17 protein-coding genes and 3 pseudogenes are annotated in these 16,700 nt (G+C 67.9%); 13 read left to right on the top strand and 7 right to left on the bottom strand.

Annotated elements, in window-relative coordinates; genetic code table 11:
* From JWP83_RS27480 to JWP83_RS27470, 3 genes are all read left to right on the top strand, one after another.
* Positions 1-461: SDR family oxidoreductase (locus tag JWP83_RS27480; protein ID WP_297737867.1), on the top strand; the 461-nt coding region annotated here is incomplete at its 5' end.
* 50 nt (positions 462-511) lie between these two features.
* Positions 512-1,321 carry an NADH-dependent enoyl-ACP reductase InhA gene (inhA, locus tag JWP83_RS27475; RefSeq protein ID WP_297737865.1) on the top strand — a complete coding sequence of 270 codons (810 nt, stop codon included), beginning with the start codon at positions 512-514 and terminating at the stop codon, positions 1,319-1,321.
* A 22-nt stretch (positions 1,322-1,343) separates the two neighbouring features.
* Positions 1,344-2,357 carry a ferrochelatase gene (locus tag JWP83_RS27470; RefSeq protein WP_297737858.1) on the top strand — a complete coding sequence of 338 codons (1,014 nt, stop codon included), beginning with the start codon at positions 1,344-1,346 and terminating at the stop codon, positions 2,355-2,357.
* Here JWP83_RS27470 and JWP83_RS27465 read toward each other — a convergent pair.
* Positions 2,354-3,244: a hypothetical protein gene (locus JWP83_RS27465; protein WP_297737853.1), complete on the bottom strand. Its 891-nt coding sequence runs from the start codon at positions 3,242-3,244 to the stop codon at positions 2,354-2,356. The genes JWP83_RS27470 and JWP83_RS27465 overlap by 4 nt on opposite strands.
* 57 nt (positions 3,245-3,301) lie before the next feature.
* On the opposite strand from JWP83_RS27465, the gene JWP83_RS27460 reads away from it, so the two are divergent.
* The 3 genes from JWP83_RS27460 to JWP83_RS27450 are packed head-to-tail and all read left to right on the top strand — an operon-like array spanning position 3,302 to position 5,272.
* A complete protein-coding gene (locus JWP83_RS27460; protein ID WP_297737848.1) occupies positions 3,302-3,736 on the top strand; it encodes an NfeD family protein in 435 nt (144 codons plus the stop codon).
* 29 nt (positions 3,737-3,765) lie between these two features.
* On the top strand, positions 3,766-4,905 hold the full coding sequence (locus JWP83_RS27455) for an SPFH domain-containing protein (RefSeq protein ID WP_297737844.1): 1,140 nt from the start codon (positions 3,766-3,768) through the stop codon (positions 4,903-4,905).
* A 10-nt stretch (positions 4,906-4,915) separates the two neighbouring features.
* Positions 4,916-5,272 carry a DoxX family protein gene (locus JWP83_RS27450; RefSeq protein ID WP_297737840.1) on the top strand — a complete coding sequence of 119 codons (357 nt, stop codon included), beginning with the start codon at positions 4,916-4,918 and terminating at the stop codon, positions 5,270-5,272.
* An 11-nt stretch (positions 5,273-5,283) separates the two neighbouring features.
* Here JWP83_RS27450 and JWP83_RS27445 read toward each other — a convergent pair.
* Positions 5,284-5,575: pseudogene (locus JWP83_RS27445) on the bottom strand (nitroreductase family deazaflavin-dependent oxidoreductase); the annotation flags it as partial.
* A 71-nt stretch (positions 5,576-5,646) separates the two neighbouring features.
* Between JWP83_RS27445 and JWP83_RS27440 the strand changes: the two are divergent.
* The gene (locus tag JWP83_RS27440; RefSeq protein ID WP_297737837.1) at positions 5,647-7,050 is read left to right on the top strand and encodes an MFS transporter; all 1,404 of its coding nucleotides are present in this window, start codon (positions 5,647-5,649) and stop codon (positions 7,048-7,050) included.
* A gap of 88 nt (positions 7,051-7,138) precedes the next feature.
* Here JWP83_RS27440 and JWP83_RS27435 read toward each other — a convergent pair whose 3' ends face one another.
* The 3 genes from JWP83_RS27435 to JWP83_RS27425 all read right to left on the bottom strand — a co-directional run bounded on the left by JWP83_RS27435 (position 7,139) and on the right by JWP83_RS27425 (position 8,663).
* Positions 7,139-7,555, bottom strand: a complete 417-nt coding sequence (locus JWP83_RS27435; RefSeq protein ID WP_297737834.1) for a type II toxin-antitoxin system VapC family toxin — start codon at positions 7,553-7,555, stop codon at positions 7,139-7,141.
* On the bottom strand, positions 7,552-7,785 hold the full coding sequence (locus JWP83_RS27430) for a hypothetical protein (RefSeq protein ID WP_297737831.1): 234 nt from the start codon (positions 7,783-7,785) through the stop codon (positions 7,552-7,554). Before JWP83_RS27430 ends, JWP83_RS27435 begins: the two co-directional genes overlap by 4 nt.
* Positions 7,786-7,889: 104 nt before the next feature.
* Positions 7,890-8,663, bottom strand: coding sequence for a TVP38/TMEM64 family protein (locus JWP83_RS27425; RefSeq protein ID WP_297737828.1), 774 nt, complete (start codon positions 8,661-8,663; stop codon positions 7,890-7,892).
* Between the two features lie 177 nt (positions 8,664-8,840).
* On the opposite strand from JWP83_RS27425, the gene mutA reads away from it, so the two are divergent.
* From mutA to JWP83_RS27405, 5 genes and pseudogenes are all read left to right on the top strand, one after another.
* Positions 8,841-10,700 carry a methylmalonyl-CoA mutase small subunit gene (mutA, locus tag JWP83_RS27420; RefSeq protein WP_297737825.1) on the top strand — a complete coding sequence of 620 codons (1,860 nt, stop codon included), beginning with the start codon at positions 8,841-8,843 and terminating at the stop codon, positions 10,698-10,700.
* Between the two features lie 5 nt (positions 10,701-10,705).
* A complete protein-coding gene (scpA, locus tag JWP83_RS27415; RefSeq protein WP_297737823.1) occupies positions 10,706-12,994 on the top strand; it encodes a methylmalonyl-CoA mutase in 2,289 nt (762 codons plus the stop codon).
* A gap of 78 nt (positions 12,995-13,072) precedes the next feature.
* Positions 13,073-14,062, top strand: coding sequence for a methylmalonyl Co-A mutase-associated GTPase MeaB (gene meaB, locus JWP83_RS27410; protein WP_297737821.1), 990 nt, complete (start codon positions 13,073-13,075; stop codon positions 14,060-14,062).
* 82 nt (positions 14,063-14,144) lie between these two features.
* Positions 14,145-14,438: a nucleotidyltransferase domain-containing protein gene (locus JWP83_RS31370; RefSeq protein WP_367185680.1), complete on the top strand. Its 294-nt coding sequence runs from the start codon at positions 14,145-14,147 to the stop codon at positions 14,436-14,438.
* Between the two features lie 98 nt (positions 14,439-14,536).
* Positions 14,537-14,758, top strand: a pseudogene (locus tag JWP83_RS27405) (hypothetical protein); the annotation flags it as partial.
* 28 nt (positions 14,759-14,786) lie between these two features.
* Here the strand turns inward: JWP83_RS27405 and JWP83_RS27400 are convergent.
* Positions 14,787-14,891: pseudogene (locus JWP83_RS27400) on the bottom strand (type II toxin-antitoxin system YoeB family toxin); the annotation flags it as partial.
* Between the two features lie 121 nt (positions 14,892-15,012).
* Between JWP83_RS27400 and JWP83_RS27395 the strand changes: the two are divergent.
* Positions 15,013-16,299 carry a serine hydrolase domain-containing protein gene (locus tag JWP83_RS27395; protein ID WP_297737819.1) on the top strand — a complete coding sequence of 429 codons (1,287 nt, stop codon included), beginning with the start codon at positions 15,013-15,015 and terminating at the stop codon, positions 16,297-16,299.
* On the opposite strand, the gene JWP83_RS27390 is transcribed toward JWP83_RS27395, so the two are convergent.
* Positions 16,296-16,523 carry a dodecin gene (locus JWP83_RS27390; protein ID WP_297737816.1) on the bottom strand — a complete coding sequence of 76 codons (228 nt, stop codon included), beginning with the start codon at positions 16,521-16,523 and terminating at the stop codon, positions 16,296-16,298. The genes JWP83_RS27395 and JWP83_RS27390 overlap by 4 nt on opposite strands.
* Positions 16,524-16,700: the final 177 nt, after the last annotated feature.

Raw genomic sequence — 16,700 nt, 5'->3', positions numbered from 1 at the left:
CGTTCCTCATGCGGATGACCGAGGAGAAGTTCGAGAAAGTCATCGACGCGAACCTGACGGGTGCATTCCGGGTGGCCCAGCGCGCGTCGCGCAGCATGCTGCGAAAGCGGTTCGGCCGGATGATCTTCATGGGTTCGGTCTCCGGCTCCTGGGGCATCGGCAACCAGGCCAACTACGCGGCCTCCAAGGCCGGTGTGATCGGCATGGCCCGCTCGATCGCCCGGGAGCTGTCGAAGGCCGGGGTGACCGCGAATGTGGTGGCCCCGGGCTACATCGACACCGATATGACCCGCGCGCTGGATGAGCGGATCCAGAAGGGGGCACTCGAATTCATCCCGGCGAAGCGGGTCGGCACCGCCGCCGAGGTCGCCGGGGTGGTCAGCTTCCTGGCGTCCGAGGATGCGAGTTACATCTCCGGTGCGGTCATCCCGGTCGACGGCGGCATGGGTATGGGCCACTGATTTCAACACGACATAAGGCCACGACATAAGGCCACGACATAAGGACGGACATGGCAGGACTGCTCGACGGCAAACGGATTCTGGTCACCGGGATCATCACCGACTCGTCGATCGCGTTCCACATCGCGCGAGTAGCCCAGGAGCAGGGGGCCGAACTGGTGCTGACCGGATTCGACCGGCTGCGGCTGATCCAGCGCATCGCCGACCGGCTGCCGGGCAAGGCCCCGCTGATCGAGCTCGACGTGCAGGACGAGAAGCATCTTGCCACCCTGGCCGACCGGGTGACCGAGGTGATCGGTGAGGGCAACAAGCTTGACGGCGTGGTGCATTCGATCGGCTTCATGCCGCAGACCGGCATGGGCATCAACCCGTTCTTCGACGCGCCTTACGAGGACGTCGCCAAGGGCATTCACATCTCGGCGTATTCGTATGCCTCGCTTGCCAAGGCGCTGCTGCCGATCATGAACCCCGGCGGCGGGATCGTCGGGATGGACTTCGACCCGTCGCGCGCGATGCCGGCCTACAACTGGATGACCGTCGCCAAGAGCGCGCTGGAGTCGGTGAACCGGTTCGTGGCCCGCGAAGCGGGCAGGTACGGTGTGCGCTCGAATCTCGTTGCGGCAGGGCCGATCCGGACGCTGGCCATGAGTGCGATCGTCGGCGGCGCGCTCGGCGATGAGGCCGGCGCCCAGATACAGCTGCTCGAGGAGGGCTGGGATCAGCGCGCGCCGCTGGGCTGGAACATGAAGGACGCGACGCCGGTCGCCAAGACCGTGTGCGCGCTGCTGTCCGAGTGGCTGCCGGCCACCACCGGGACCATCATCTACGCCGACGGCGGCGCCAGCACGCAGTTGCTTTAAAAGCGGAATGCTCTGGGCACTAATGGATTTTGACGCCGTCCTGCTCTTGTCCTTCGGCGGGCCGGAAGGGCCCGAGCAGGTGCGGCCGTTCCTGGAGAACGTCACCCGGGGCCGCAACGTGCCACCCGAGCGCCTCGACGAAGTCGCCGAGCACTACCTGCACTTCGGCGGGGTGTCACCGATCAACGGCATCAACCGCGCGCTGATCACCGAACTACAGACGGAACTCGACCTGCCGGTCTATTTCGGCAACCGCAACTGGGAACCCTACGTCGAAGAAGCCGTTACGACGATGCGCGACAACGGCATTCGTCGTGCGGCTGTGTTCACCACTTCGGCGTGGAGTGGGTATTCCAGCTGCACACAGTATGTCGAAGACATCGCCCGGGCCCGCCGGGCGGCCGGGCCGGAGGCGCCCGAATTCGTCAAGCTGCGGCCCTACTTCGATCACCCGCTTTTCGTCGAGATGTTCGCCGGCGCCATCGCCGCCGCGGCCGAGTCCGTCCCGCACGGCGCGCGGCTGGTCTTCACCGCCCATTCGGTCCCGGTGGCCGCCGACCAGCGCTGCGGCCCCCGGCTGTATAGCCGCCAGGTCGCTTATGCCGCAAGGCTGGTCGCGGCGGCCGCCGGCTGCGCCGATTACGACCTGGCGTGGCAGTCGCGTTCGGGCCCGCCCCAAGTTCCGTGGCTGGAACCCGATGTCGCCGCCCACCTGGCGACGCTGGTGGGCACGGAGGCCGTCATCGTCTGCCCGATCGGGTTCGTTGCCGACCACATCGAGGTGGTGTGGGATCTCGACCACGAGTTGCGATCACAGGCCGAGGCTGCCGGGATGGCCTTTGCCCGCGCCGCAACACCCAACGCCGACCGGCGATTCGCCCGGCTGGCCGCGGACCTCGTCGACGAACTCCGCCGCAGCCGGGCGCCGAGTCGGGTGGGCGGCAGAGATCCGGTGCCGGGCTGCCTCGCCAGCATCAACGGCGCGCCCTGCCGCCCGCCGCACTGCGTGGCGCCGGAAGGCGGACACCAGGATTAGTCGGCCCAGGCCGAGTTGAGGATCGCGGTGACCGCGGCCATCCGCGCCGAACGCACCACCGCGGTCAGCGGGCGCAGCGCATCGGTGGCGATCTGGGCTTGTGACGACGATTGCGTGGTCCCCGCGACGATGCGGTCCGCTGGGGAGTCGGACCGACTGAGCCCGGCGCTGACCGCGATGATGGCGTCGACGTGCGCGGCGTTCTCCAGCACCCGCAGGGCGCGCAACGGCGCATGGTCGGGAATGCGGTGTTGCCGTGCCGATTCCAGCAGCTGCTCGACGAGTCCCCGTGGATCGTCGACGTCGGATGCGGCTCCCAGGCCGATGGCGCCGAGCGCATCCGCGGCCGAGCGCACGGCCGACCGCAGCGCGTATTCCGCATCACCGAGCTCGTGGTGGTGGAACGAGGGCGCGCCGGGCAACGAGTACACTGTCCATGACAGCGCACACAATTCGGGCAGGCCCACGTCGTCGTCGATCTCGTCCGAATCGCCGTAGGCGAATTCGGGGACCAGCCCGACGGCGGTGGCGGGATCGTCGGGGTTGGTGATGATGACCGCCTCGCCGGCGGCCAGCGCGTCGCACTCGAACTGCGTTCCCGGCGCCAGCCCGCGCACATCGCCGGGCAGCGGCAGAACCACGTTGATCGAACCCGGAGAGGCCGGCCGGCCGGCCGCCGCGCGCAGCGTTTGCAGCAGCGTGACCGTCCCGGCGTCGTGGACATCGGGCCACGGGAGCCCCGTGTGGCCCGCGGCGACGGCATCGTAGGCGGTGACTGATTGCTTTGGCGCCCAAAGGGATAACGCGTCCAAGACATCGTCGGGCGCGGCCTTGCCCGCAAGCCAGGCGTTGGCCCACAGGGACAGCGAGACACTGGGACACCACATGATCTCGGAGTGTAGTTGTTTGGTCCGGCAAAGGCGGATGACGCGTATTCTGACCGCATGCCCGCCGCGGTGATCTGGCTCATATTCGCGCTGGTGCTTGCCGGTGCGGAGGCGCTCACCGGCGACATGTCCCTGTTGATGCTTTCGGGGGGCGCGCTGGCCGCCGCGGGGAGCACCTGGCTGCTGGACTGGCCGGTCTGGGCCGACGCGGCGGTGTTCGTGGTCGTCTCGGTGCTGCTGCTGGTTTTGGTGAGGCCGGCGCTGCGGCGGCGGCTCACGCCCGCGAAGGGGCTGCCGACCGGCATCAAGGCGCTGGAGGGCAAGAGCGCGCTGGTCCTTGACCGCGTCGCACGCGACGAGGGCCAGGTAAAGCTGGACGGCCAGGTGTGGACGGCGCGGCCGCTCAACGACAACGAGGTGTACGAACCCGGCGAACGGGTGACCGTCATGCAGATCAACGGCGCCACAGCAGTGGTGTTCAAGGACATCTAACCGCTGACGGAGAACTAGGAGGAAGCGCGATGACTGGAATCGCTCTGTTAGTGGTGGCGCTTGCGCTGGTGGTCTTTGGGATCATCGTGGTGGCGAAGTCCGTGACGCTGATCCCGCAGGCCGAGGCGGCGGTGATCGAACGCCTGGGTCGATACAGCCGCACCGTCAGCGGGCAGCTGACGCTGCTGGTGCCGTTCATCGACCGCGTCCGTGCCCGCGTGGACCTGCGCGAGCGGGTGGTGTCGTTCCCGCCGCAGCCGGTGATCACCGAGGACAACCTGACCCTCAACATCGACACCGTGGTCTACTTCCAGGTCACCGTTCCACAGGCGGCCGTCTACGAGATCAGCAACTACATCGTCGGCGTCGAGCAGCTCACCACCACCACGCTGCGCAACGTGGTCGGCGGCATGACGCTCGAGCAGACGCTGACCTCCCGCGACAAGATCAACGCCCAGTTGCGCGGCGTGCTCGACGAGGCGACGGGCCGGTGGGGCCTGCGGGTGGCGCGGGTGGAGCTGCGCAGCATCGACCCGCCGCCGTCGATTCAGGCCTCGATGGAAAAGCAGATGAAGGCCGACCGGGAGAAGCGGGCGGTGATCCTGACCGCCGAAGGGAACCGGCAGGCATCGATCACTCAGGCCGAAGGCGCCAAACAGGCCCAGATCCTGGCCGCCGAAGGTGCCAAGCAAGCCGCGATCCTGGCCGCCGAGGCCGACCGGCAGTCCCGGATGCTGCGCGCTCAGGGTGAACGCGCCGCGGCATACCTGCGGGCGCAGGGGCAGGCCAAGGCCATCGAGAAGACGTTCGCCGCGATCAAGGCGGGCAGGCCCACCCCGGAGATGCTGGCCTACCAGTACCTGCAGACACTGCCGGAGATGGCGCGCGGTGACGCCAACAAGGTGTGGGTGGTGCCCAGCGACTTCAGCGCGGCGTTGCAGGGCTTCACCAGGCTGCTGGGCACCCCAGGCGAGGACGGCGTGTTCCGTTTCCAGCCGTCCCCTGTCGACGATGTCCCCAAACACGCCGCCGACGACGACGCGGACATCGCCGACTGGTTCTCCACCGAGACCGACCCGGCCATCGCCCAGGCGGTGGCCAAGGCCGAGGCGATCGCCCGCCAACCGGTGGACGGCCACCCGGGAGCGCCGCCCGAGTTGACCCAATAGGCTCGGGTGTATGAGTGCGCTGACTTCACCGAAAACCTATGCGGGGCTTGCCGCGTTCCACGCTGTCGACGCCGTGGCGTGTGCGGTCCAGGTGGCCCCCATCAAGAAAGTTCTGGACGACCTGGGAGTGCCCGACGAAATCCGGCCCGTGCTGCCGGTGGTCAAGGCCGCCGCGGCGGTTGGCTTGCTCTCGGTCACCCGATTCCCCGGTTTGGCGAGGCTGACGACGGCGCTGCTCACGCTGTACTTTGCCCTCGCGGTGGGCGCGCACATCCGGGCACGGGACAAGATCGTCAACACCCTTCCCGCCGCGTCGTTTCTGGCCACGTTCGCGGCGATGACGGTGAAGGGCCCGGATCGGGACTAGTGGCCGCCGACGTACACCCGGACCCGGGGGTCGGCCTCAATGTTGCGGAACCACTGGGCTTTTCGGCCGAATCCGGAGGCGATGACGTACACCTCCGGGCTGGGGTGATCGACGACTTCCAAGACTGCATAGCGCCGGCGCTCCGGACTTGCGTCAAACGTGTTCGAGCATCAGGACGCGTGAGCCGAACGGCTCGCCCGGGCGGGCCCGGTAATCCAAATCGGCGCGCGCATGAGTCGGCGGGATCGGCAGCGGCCGCGCGCCGGTCGCCGCGAAAATCGATTGTTTTCCACCCCGTGTCATGATTGTGATTCTCCTCCGGCCGATTAGGGGGTCGCATAGTTGCGGGGCGTTGCGGGTAATTCAGCTACCCAATGAGCCGAAAAGCGGGCGAGGGACGCCGTGCATTGAAACGCGACGACATCACGGTGGTCGACACCCACGCAACGCGTCGGTCCATCGAGGGCACGGCCATCGGAAACTTCATGGAGGCGTACGACTTCACCCTGTTCAGCCTCGTCGCCACCATCCTCGCGCAGAAGTTCTATCCGGGAGAGAACTCCGGTGCGGGCAACCTCATCGCCACGTTCGGCACGATGACGGCGGGGTTCGTCGTGCGGCCGCTCGGCGGGTTCATCTTCGGCCCGCTCGGCGACCGCATCGGTCGCAAGCCCGTGTTGGTGATGACGATCTCGCTGATGGCCGTCTGCGCGTCGGCGACCGGGGTGCTGCCCGTCTATCACACCATCGGGGTCTGGGCGCCGATCCTGCTCACCGTCATTCGCATCTGCCAGGGCCTTTCCTCCGGCGGGGAGTATGCGGGCGCCATGACCTTCATTGCCGAGCACGCCCCGGATCACAAACGGGGAATGCTTGCCGGGTTTCTCCCGGTGGGCACGCTGGCCGGGTTCGTGGTGGGCGCCGCGCTGGTGACGGGGTTGCAGACGGCGCTGCCGGCCGCCGACATGCTCGCCTGGGGCTGGCGCATACCGTTCCTGTTGGCCGCGCCCCTGGGCCTGGTTGCGGTTTACCTGCGCTCGCGGATCGAGGAATCGCCCGATTACGAGAAGGTGCACAAGGCCGCGCTGCCAATCTCGGTTCGCAGCCAATTCACGCTGACCGTCGTGCGGCAGTGGAAGGGGCTGCTCATCTGCATCGGCCTGGAGCTGGCGATCAGTGACACCAGCTACATGGTGAGCGGGTACGTGCCGACCTACCTGAAGAAGACCGCCGGCGTGGCCGACACCGCCGCATTGGTGATGGTCCTGATTGTGCTTGCCGTCTTGACGATCGGCGTGCTGTTCGTCGCGATGCTGTCGGATCGCATCGGCGTCAAACCATTGCTATGGACGGGATGCGCGTTGCTCATCGCCGTCTCGATCCCGGCATTCACGTTGATGCGGTTCGGCGGGTCGTACCCGACGAAGTTCGGCGGCGTGCTGCTCGTCGGGCTGCCCATGCTCTTCTTGAGCAGCCTCGAACCGGCAATCCTGCCCGCATTGTTTCCCACCCATGTGCGCTACGGCGCGGTGTCGATCGGATTCAACATCGCGGTGTCGGCCTTCGGTGGCACCACCCCGTTGATCGCCGAGTCGCTGGTCGCGGGCACCGGTAACGCGATGGTGCCGGCCTACATGCTGATATTCGCCGGGCTGGTCGGGGCCGTCACCCTGATCTTCGCCCCGGAGGTGGCCGGCAAGCCGTTGCTGGGTTCCGGGCCGTCGGTCCGCAGCGCCGCCGCGGCCGGGGATCTGGTCGGGACCCAGCCGGCGGACTAGCGCGGCGGGGGCAGCACTGGGGTACCGGCGCCGAAGTTGGTGCCGTTGGAGGTCATACGGCTTCCCCGGTCGTCGGTAGCGGAGGACGCTACGGGCCGAACGTGCCATAGGGGACCAACACCGAACAGGTAATGCCCGGCGCTCGCTGGATCCGTCGATCCAGAGTCACCAACGGGGCGCTCAAGATCTCGGCGAGCGCGACGTAGGCGCCGTCGTAGCTGGACAGATTGGCCCGTAGCTGCCAAGCGCGGCTTGCGAGCACGTCGTACGGCCAAAGGTCTATCGCCAAATCGAGCAGATCGGTGTGTGCTTGAGCCGCCTGGTCAGCGCTAATCGCTCCGCTGAGTTCCGCACGCCTGATGACGTTGGCGCATTCGTACGGCAACAACGTCGGTGCGGAAAGTTCCGCGTCCGCTAAAAGCGTGGTTGCCCATTGGCCATCGCTGCCGGAATCGAGCAAGACGGCGATGACCACCGATGCGTCGCAGACGACGCTTCCCCTCACCGGCGATCGGCGTCTTTGGCAGCGAGGATGGCGGCCGCGTCGAGGCGCACTTTTGTCGCGTTCACCCGGGCCCGGGCCCGGGCGACGACGTCGCGCGCGGTTGGCTTGTCCGCTGTCGCGACGAGCAGGCTACGCAGGTACTCCTGCAGGGACTGTCCGGACCGGGCGGCACGTGCGGCCAGTTCGTCGCGAACCTCGTCGGGCACGCCACGGATCGTAATGGCGACCATGGCTGCAGACTAGCAGCAATGCAGGCATAATGCAGACGGCAGTTCTTTAGGCTCACATCTTCGGGTTTGGTTCAGAAATGGGTAGCCGCGGGCGTCGGCGGCAGTCAGCTGACGACGGCCGGTTCCGCGGAAGGCTCGTCGCCGTGTGGGGCGCTCTGCGCCTTCTGGCGGTGGTGTTGCCGGTAGTGGCGGATCTCGACGATCAGCCCCGTCACGCCCAAGGCGGCCGTGCACAGCGAAACCAGAAACAGCAGCGGGCTGGGGTGACCGGCGAGGACGTCGCCGAGGATCACCACGGCCGCGGTGCCGGGCAGCAAACCGGCCAGCGTGGCCAACGTGTACGGCAGCACCCGCACCGATGATGCGCCGGCGGCGTAGTTGATCGCCGAAAACGGCACGGCGGGGATCAGCCTCAGCGACAAGATGGCGAGCCAGCCGCGTTGGCGTAAGCGCTCGTTCACCGTGTCGATCGATCGGTGGCGAACCAGGCGCTTGAGCTGCCATCCGGCCGCGCGCACCAGCAGCATCGCGAGTATCGCGCTCGCGGTGCTGGCGGCCACCGCGATACCAACTCCCAGCGCCGGGCCGAACAGCAGCCCGGCGGCCAGGGTGAACGCCGTGCGGGGGACCGGTACCACCGTGATCACGGTGTGTGCGCCGAGGAACGCCAACGGGAACCAGGGGCCCACCGACTCCGCCCAGTCGCGCATCTGCACCGGCGTCGGCAGGGGCAGCCACGACGCCACCACAGTCAGGACTGTGATACCGACCACTGTCGCGATCGTCCGGGGCCGCAACAGCTGACGCGCCGCGACGCCCAGGGCCGAGCCGAGGTCGCGCAGCGTCTCGGTGATTTTGCAGGTGGCGGAAGCCGTCACGGCTGTAAAGGTTACGGGGCAGAGATGAATTATTCGTTTCCCGAGGCTGGCGTTTCATCGGCGTCCTGAGCGACCTGCCCCGATCGCGGCGCCGCGCGGTTTTTAGCGGCAAGCCCCGATCAATTAGCCTCATTGGTAAGTGTCCGGCCCCATTTTGCTGGGAAAAGGGAGCAATCGGTGTCCATTGATGTACCCGAGCTCGCCGACCTGGAACAGGTTCGCGGGCGTTGGCGCACTGCGGTCGCCGGTGTGCTTTCGAAGAGCTCGCGTAAGGACCCCGGGCAATTGGGGGACGAGCCCGAACGGCTGCTGGAAACCCCGACCTACGACGGGATCGCCATCCGGGCGCTCTACACCGCGCTCGACCAGCTGCCCGAACCGGCGCTGCCCGGCGAGTGGCCCTACGTGCGTGGTGGCGACGCGGTGCGCGATGTCAACGCCGGCTGGAAGGTCGCCGAGGTTTTCCCCGCGCCCGGCTGCGCCGACGGCAATGCGGCGGTGCTGGCCGCGCTCGCCGACGGGGTCAGCGCGCTGCTGATCCGGGTGGGGGAGTCCGGGGTGGCGGCTGGGCAGCTCACGCAGCTGCTCTCGGGGGTGTACCTGGACCTGGTTCCCGTGGTCCTTGACGCCGGCGCCGACTACGCCGAGGCCTGCGACGCGCTGCTGGCACTTCTCGACCAGCTCGGTGCGGACAAGCGCAACGCCCTGTCCGTCGATCTGGGCGCCGACCCGCTGACCGCGACACTGAGCGGCCGCGGCTCCCCATCGACGGAGCAAGTGGTCGCCGTGGCGACCCGGGTGGCCGGGATCCACGGCGTGCGCGCGATCACCGTCGACGGTCCCGCCTTCCACAACCGGGGCGCCGACGCGACCTGGGAGCTGGCCGGCAGCGTCGCGGCCGCGGTCGCCTACCTGCGGTTGCTCACCGAGGCCGGGATCCCCGTCGGCCAAGCGTTGCGGCAAATCAGCTTCCGGCTGGCCGCCGACGACGACCAGTTCATGACCATCGCCAAGATCCGCGCCGCGCGTCGGCTGTGGGCGCGCGTCGCGGAGGTCGTCGGCGAACCGGAGGCCGGCGCGGCCGTCGTGCACGCGGAGACCTCGCTGCCGATGATGACCCAGCGCGACCCGTGGGTGAACATGCTGCGCGGGACCGTGGCCGCCTTCGGCGCGGGCGTCGGCGGCGCCGACACCGTGCTGGTGTACCCGTTCGATGTGGCCATCCCCGGCGGCTTTCCCGGCGTGGCGAGCGCCTTCGCGCGCCGCATCGCCCGCAACACCCAGCTGCTGCTGCTGGAAGAGTCGCACGTCGGGCGGGTGTTGGACCCGGCCGGCGGGTCGTGGTACGTCGAGGAGCTCACCGAGCAGCTGGCTCAGCGGGCGTGGCAGCAGTTCCAGGCCACTGAGGAGCGGGCGGCCCGCGGCGGGTTCGCCGACGCGCGCGACTACGTCGCCGAGCAGATCGCCGACGTCGCCGCGCGGCGCGCCGACGACGTCGCGCATCGCCGCACCGCGATCACCGGCGTCAACGAATATCCGAACCTGGAGGAACCGCCGCTGCCGCAAGAGCATTCGCCATCCGGAGTCCGGCGCTATGCGGCGGAGTTCGAGGCGCTGCGGGACCGTTCCGACGCCTTCCTGGCGCGCACCGGTTCGCGCCCCAAGGCGTTGCTGCTGCCGCTGGGCCCGCTGGCCGAGCACAACATCCGGGCGACGTTCGCGGCCAACCTGCTCGCGTCGGGCGGCATCGAGGCGATCAATCCGGGGCCGGTCGATGCCGCCGGGGTCGCCGCGGCCCTGGCTGAAACGTCCGCGGCCGGGTCGCCGGTGGCCGTGATCTGCGGCACCGACAAGCGCTACCGCGACGAGGCGGCGGACGTGGTCGACGCGGCCCGAAGCGCCGGTGTATCGCGGGTATACCTGGCGGGTCCCGAGCAAGCGCTCGGGGACTCCCCGCACCGGCCGGACGAGTACCTGACCGCGAAAATCAATGCGGTGGAAGCCTTGTCGAACCTGCTCACTCTGTTGGGAGCGTAGCCGCTATGACTGTTAATGATGTCGCCCACCAAGCGGCTCCGGCGACGACCGGTGCCATCGGCAGTTTCTCCGATGTCCCGCTGCACGGCGATCGCGACGTGCAGCCGCCCACCGAGGCCGCCGTGCAAAAGCACGTCGCCGCGGCCGCGTCGGCGCAGGGATACACGCCCGATCAGCTGCAGTGGCACACGCCCGAAGGCATTGACGTCAAACCCGTGTACATCGCCGCCGACCGCGCGGCCGCGGCGGCCGACGGTTATCCGCTGAACAGTTTCCCCGGCGAGCCGCCCTTCGTGCGCGGCCCCTACCCGACGATGTATGTCAACCAGCCCTGGACAATTCGTCAATACGCCGGGTTCTCCACCGCGGCGGATTCCAACGCCTTCTACCGCCGCAACCTCGCCGCCGGCCAAAAGGGCCTGTCGGTGGCCTTCGACCTGGCCACCCACCGCGGCTACGACTCCGACCATCCCCGCGTCCAGGGCGACGTCGGAATGGCCGGTGTCGCCATCGATTCCATCCTCGACATGCGCCAGCTGTTCGACGGCATCGACCTGTCCACGGTGTCGGTGTCGATGACGATGAACGGCGCCGTGCTGCCGATCCTGGCGCTGTACGTCGTGGCCGCCGAGGAGCAGGGGGTGCCGCCGGAGAAACTGGCCGGCACCATCCAGAACGACATCCTCAAAGAGTTCATGGTGCGCAACACCTACATCTACCCGCCCAAGCCCTCGATGCGCATCATCTCCGACATCTTCGCCTACTCCAGCGCGAGAATGCCGAAGTTCAACTCCATCTCGATTTCCGGCTACCACATCCAAGAGGCCGGTGCCACAGCCGATTTGGAGCTGGCCTATACGCTGGCCGACGGTGTCGACTACATCAAGGCCGGCCTGGACGCCGGGCTGGACATCGACAAATTCGCGCCGCGGCTGTCGTTCTTCTGGGGCATCGGGATGAACTTCTTCATGGAGGTCGCCAAGCTGCGGGCCGGCCGGCTGATATGGAGCGAACTGGTCGCCGGATTCGGCGCCAAGAACCCCAAATCCTTGTCCCTGCGCACACATTCGCAGACCTCGGGCTGGTCGCTGACCGCCCAGGACGCCTTCAACAACGTCGCGCGCACCTGCATCGAGGCGATGGCCGCCACCCAGGGCCATACCCAGTCGCTGCACACCAACGCGCTGGACGAGGCGCTGGCCCTGCCCACCGACTTCTCGGCCCGGATCGCGCGCAACACCCAACTGGTGTTGGCGCAGGAGTCGGGCACCACCAGGCCGATCGACCCGTGGGGCGGCTCCTATTACGTGGAGTGGCTGACCCATCAGCTCGCGCAACACGCCCGCGCCCACATGGCCGAGATCGCAGAGCACGGCGGCATGGCTCAGGCCATCGACGACGGCATCCCCAAGATGCGCATCGAGGAGGCGGCCGCGCGCACCCAGGCCCGCATCGATTCGGGCCAGCAGCCGGTGATCGGGGTCAACAAGTACCAGGTCGACGAGGACCAGGAGATCGAGGTACTCAAGGTCGAAAACAGCCGGGTGCGTGCCGAGCAGTTGGCGAAACTGCAGGAGCTCCGGGCCAACCGGGACCAGTCGGCCGTCGACGCGGCCCTGGCGGAGCTGTCCCGCGCCGCCTCGGCGCACGGCCGCGCCGGTGATGATGGCCTGGGCAACAACCTGTTGGCGCTGGCCATCGACGCGGCCCGGGCGAAGGCCACCGTGGGTGAGATTTCCGACGCGCTGGAAAAGGTGTATGGCCGTCACCAGGCGGAGATCCGTACTATCGCCGGGGTCTACCGGCACGAAGCGGGAAAGGCCACCAACATCGCCACCGCCACCGAATTGGTCGAGAAATTCGCCGAGGCCGACGGCCGCCGGCCCAGGATTCTGGTGGCCAAGATGGGCCAGGACGGCCACGACCGCGGGCAGAAGGTGATCGCGACGGCGTTCGCCGACATCGGATTCGACGTCGACGTCGGGTCGCTGTTCTCCACGCCCGAGGAGGTGGCCCGCCAGGCCGCCGACAACGACGTGCACGTCATCGGGGTGTCGTCGCTGGCCGCCGGCCACCTGACGCTGGTGCCGGCGCTGCGCGACGCGCTGGCCGAGGTGGGACGGCCCGACATCATGATCGTGGTCGGTGGCGTCATCCCGCCCGGCGACTTCGACGATCTGTACGCCGCCGGGGCCACCGCCATCTTCCCGCCCGGGACGGTGATCGCCGACGCCGCCATCGGCCTGCTGCGCAAGCTTGCCGAGCGGCTGGGATATGACTGGGCCAGTGATTGAAAATCTTCCCGCGGGCGTAACGCCACGGCGAAAATCCGCCGTTCTTTTCGCCGTGGCGTTACGTCCGGCGCGCTCAACATGACACGCCAGCCGACTGACTCCGTCGACGAATTGGCCAAGGCCGTTCTCGGCGGCGACCGCGCGGCGCTGCCACGAGCCATCACGCTGCTGGAATCCACCCGTGCCGACCATCAGAAAAAGGCGCAGCAGCTGCTGCTGGAGTTGATGCCACACGCGGGCAACGTCCACCGTGTCGGCATCAGCGGGGTGCCCGGGGTGGGAAAGTCCACCAGCATCGAGGCGCTGGGCATGCACCTGATCGGACAGGGCCACCGGGTGGCGGTGCTGGCCGTCGACCCGTCGTCGACTCGTACCGGCGGCTCGATCCTCGGCGACAAGACCCGGATGGCGCGCCTGGCGGTGCACCCGGACGCCTACATCCGCCCGTCGCCGACATCGGGCACCTTGGGCGGGGTGGCGAAGGCCACCCGGGAAGCCATCGTGCTGCTGGAGGCCGCCGGGTTCGACGTGATTCTCGTCGAGACGGTCGGCGTCGGCCAGTCCGAGGTGGCCGTGGCGAACATGGTGGACACCTTCGTGCTGTTGACCCTGGCGCGCAGCGGCGATCAGCTGCAGGGCATCAAGAAGGGCGCGCTGGAGCTGGCCGACATCGCGGTGGTCAACAAGGCCGACGGGGAGCATCTGGCCGAGGCGCGCAAGGCCGCGCGTGAACTGTCGGCGGTGATCAGGTTGATCCATCCGGGCGAAACGCTCTGGCGGCCACCGGTTCTCACGATGAGCGCGATGGAAGGAACCGGCCTGACCGAGCTGTGGGAAACGATCGAGCGCCATCGCCGGGTGCTCACCGACGCCGGGGAGCTCGAGGAGCGCAGGCGGGCCCAGCAAGTCGACTGGACGTGGCAGATGGTCCGCGACACCGTCCTGGACAGGGTGCTGTCCAACCCGGCCGTCCGCAAATTGCGCGCCGAGCTGGAACGTCAAGTCAAGGCGGGGGAGCTGACCCCCGCGCTAGCGGCCCAGCAAATACTCAAGGCCGCTGCGGACTAACGCGCGTGAACGCTGCCACGCATACCTACCGGTTTGTGGTGCGGGTGAAACAATCGGACGGTGGATCAGGTCGACAAGCGAATTGTGGAGGCGATCGAGGCGCTGCGGCATCACGTCGCGGTTTGCCTACCTGCACGGCAGTCGCGCATTGGGCACTGCCGGGCCAGATTCCGATGTCGACATCGCGGCCTATTTCGACGGAGAACCTCCGGAGGCTTTCCAGGTTCTGCTGCCCACCGGTGTCGACCTCGTGGTGCTGAATCGCGCTCCACTCGAGCTAGCGGGCCGGGTCGCGCTGGACGGGAAACTCCTTTTCCAGAGGGATCCCGGGCGCGTGTGGTATGGGAGGCGACGGCCCCCTCGGTCACGGTCTTGAGCGACACCCGCGAACCTGCCGGCGACCTTCGCGCCTTCCAGCGGCTCGCCGGACGCGGCCCAGCGTCGTCGGTCGAGCCTCTCGATCCGGCCACCGACCCGACCATCGCCGCGGCCCTCGACGAGCTGGTCCGCAAACACGAAGCGGCCTGGCTTGACGAACCGATCCCCGCGCTGGCGGGTCACACGCCCCGCCAATGCGCCGACGACCCGACCCGACGCATCGACCTGATCCGGCTGCTCGATTCATTCCCGCAAGGCACCAACCAACCCGGAACGATGAGCCCGACGCGGTTGCGCGCTGCCCTCGGTCTGGAGTGACCCTGCGCTGCAGCGCCTGGCGCCGCATTTAATAGTCGTATCGGGCTTTGAGGATTTTGACTTCGTCATCGCCTGCTCGGTACACCAGCCGATGTTCGCCGTTGATCCGGCGGGACCAGTATCCCGACACCTGTCGGCGCCTCACCGCCGAGTCGGCGGCCCGGTAGATATGGAACGCCGCGTCTGCCTAACGGAACGGTAACTTAACCACAGTTTGCCGACAGAAGGTACGAGATTTAAGTAAATTGAAAACCGTGACAACGGAGTCTCGGGTCGGTCGCCGCGCGGTCCCCCCTCACGATGACCCTGACGCAGGTCATCGTATGTCCGGCGCGGCGGACCCACACTTTGCGTGCGTCGTTCGCAGCTTTTCCACGATGTTCCCCGCCCGCCGGTTCGGCGGCGGGGCGCTGGCCGTATACGTCGACGGTCAACCCGCCGTCGACGTGTGGAGCGGCTGGGCTGACCGGAGCGGTCAGGTGCCGTGGTCAGCCGACACCGCAGCCATGGTGTTCTCAGCAAGCAAGGGGATGACCGCCACGGTCATCCACCGGCTCGCGGACCGCGGGCTCATCGACTACGAGGCTCCCGTGGCCGAGTACTGGCCGGAGTTCGCGGCCAACGGCAAAGCGGCCCTCACCGTGCGCGAGGTGATGAGACACGCCGCCGGCCTGTCGGGCCTGCGCGGCGCCTCCCAGGAAGACTTGCTGGACCACATCGGCATGGAAGAACGGCTGGCGGCCGCGCACCCGGGACGCCTGCTGGGCAAACCCGCGTATCACGCGCTGACCTTCGGTTGGTTGATGTCCGGGCTTGCCCGGGCCGTGACCGGACAGGGCATGCGGGCGCTGATCCGCGAGGAACTCGCCGAGCCCCTGGGCACCGACGGGATGCACCTGGGCCGGCCCACGGCCGAGTCCCCGACGCGGGTCGCCCAGATCATCATGCCGCAGAGCATCGTCGTCAACCCGGTCCTCAACTATGTGACGCGCAAGGTCGCCAACGAGCTGTCCGGTGGATGGCGGTCCATGTATTTCCCGGGCTTCATCGCCGCCGCCCAGGGCGAGATCCCGTTGCTGGACGGCGAGATTCCGGCGGCCAACGGGGTGGTGACGGCCCGCGCGCTGGCGCGGATGTACGGGGCGATCGCCAACGGCGGCGAGATCGACGGCACCCGGTTCCTGTCCCGTGAGCTGGTTGCGGGCCTGACCGGTCAACGGAGCCTGCGGCCGGATCGAAACCTGTTCGTGCCGTTGGCTTTCCACCTGGGTTACCACAGCGTGCCGTTCGGGAACGTGATGCCCGGCTTCGGTCATGTCGGAATGGGCGGTTCGGTCGGCTGGGCCAACCCCGCGGACGGAGTGGCGTTCGCGCTGGTGCACAACCGGCTGCTGACACCGCTGGTGCTGACCGATCATGCCGTGTTCGTCGGGATCTACAAGCTGATCCGGGACGCGGCCGCGAAGGCACGCAAGCGCGGTTTGCGGCCGGTGACCGAGTTCGGGGCGCCGTTCTCGGAGCCGGGCGCCGTCGCCGGCTAGTGCTGCCCACCCTGGGAATCGTCCAGGCGGAAGCCGACTTTCATGGTCACCTGGATGTGGCCGACGGCCCCGTCCACCAGGTGGCCGCGGATCGATTCCACCTCGAACCAGTCCAGGCCGCGCATGGTCTGCGCCGCTCGGGACAGTCCGCTGCTGATAGCCGCGTCGATCCCGTCGGGCGAGGTTCCGACAATCTCGATCACGCGGTAGGTGTGATTGCTCATCGCGTTTCCTTTGCTCGGGTCTCTGGATGCCACAGTAGCCAGCGCAGACGTCAGGTGGGCGACAGCGCGAGTACGGCGTTGCCGACCTAAAAAGCAACGACCGGAATCTCCCGGCTCCGCGTCATCTGTGGGCTGGCCATTGTGAATTCGATCCCGTACTGGGTCTCGCGACCACCG

Source organism: Mycobacterium sp. (assembly GCF_025965855.1).
Taxonomy (GTDB): Bacteria; Actinomycetota; Actinomycetes; order Mycobacteriales; family Mycobacteriaceae; genus Mycobacterium.
Note: the sequence above shows the minus strand (reverse complement) of the source record. Positions and strands in the feature narration are given on the sequence as shown.

Bases quoted from the DNA above. Each gene is read 5' to 3' on its own strand.
- scpA (WP_297737823.1), top strand. From the start codon at position 10,706: ATGACTGTTAATGATGTCGCCCACCAAGCGGCTCCGGCGACGACCGGT.
- JWP83_RS27470 (WP_297737858.1), top strand. From the start codon at position 1,344: ATGGATTTTGACGCCGTCCTGCTCTTGTCCTTCGGCGGGCCGGAAGGG.
- inhA (WP_297737865.1), top strand. From the start codon at position 512: ATGGCAGGACTGCTCGACGGCAAACGGATTCTGGTCACCGGGATCATC.
- JWP83_RS27465 (WP_297737853.1), bottom strand. From the start codon at position 3,244: ATGTGGTGTCCCAGTGTCTCGCTGTCCCTGTGGGCCAACGCCTGGCTT.
- JWP83_RS27455 (WP_297737844.1), top strand. From the start codon at position 3,766: ATGACTGGAATCGCTCTGTTAGTGGTGGCGCTTGCGCTGGTGGTCTTT.
- JWP83_RS27450 (WP_297737840.1), top strand. From the start codon at position 4,916: ATGAGTGCGCTGACTTCACCGAAAACCTATGCGGGGCTTGCCGCGTTC.
- meaB (WP_297737821.1), top strand. From the start codon at position 13,073: ATGACACGCCAGCCGACTGACTCCGTCGACGAATTGGCCAAGGCCGTT.
- JWP83_RS27460 (WP_297737848.1), top strand. From the start codon at position 3,302: ATGCCCGCCGCGGTGATCTGGCTCATATTCGCGCTGGTGCTTGCCGGT.
- JWP83_RS27390 (WP_297737816.1), bottom strand. From the start codon at position 16,523: ATGAGCAATCACACCTACCGCGTGATCGAGATTGTCGGAACCTCGCCC.
- JWP83_RS27440 (WP_297737837.1), top strand. From the start codon at position 5,647: ATGAGCCGAAAAGCGGGCGAGGGACGCCGTGCATTGAAACGCGACGAC.
- JWP83_RS27430 (WP_297737831.1), bottom strand. From the start codon at position 7,785: ATGGTCGCCATTACGATCCGTGGCGTGCCCGACGAGGTTCGCGACGAA.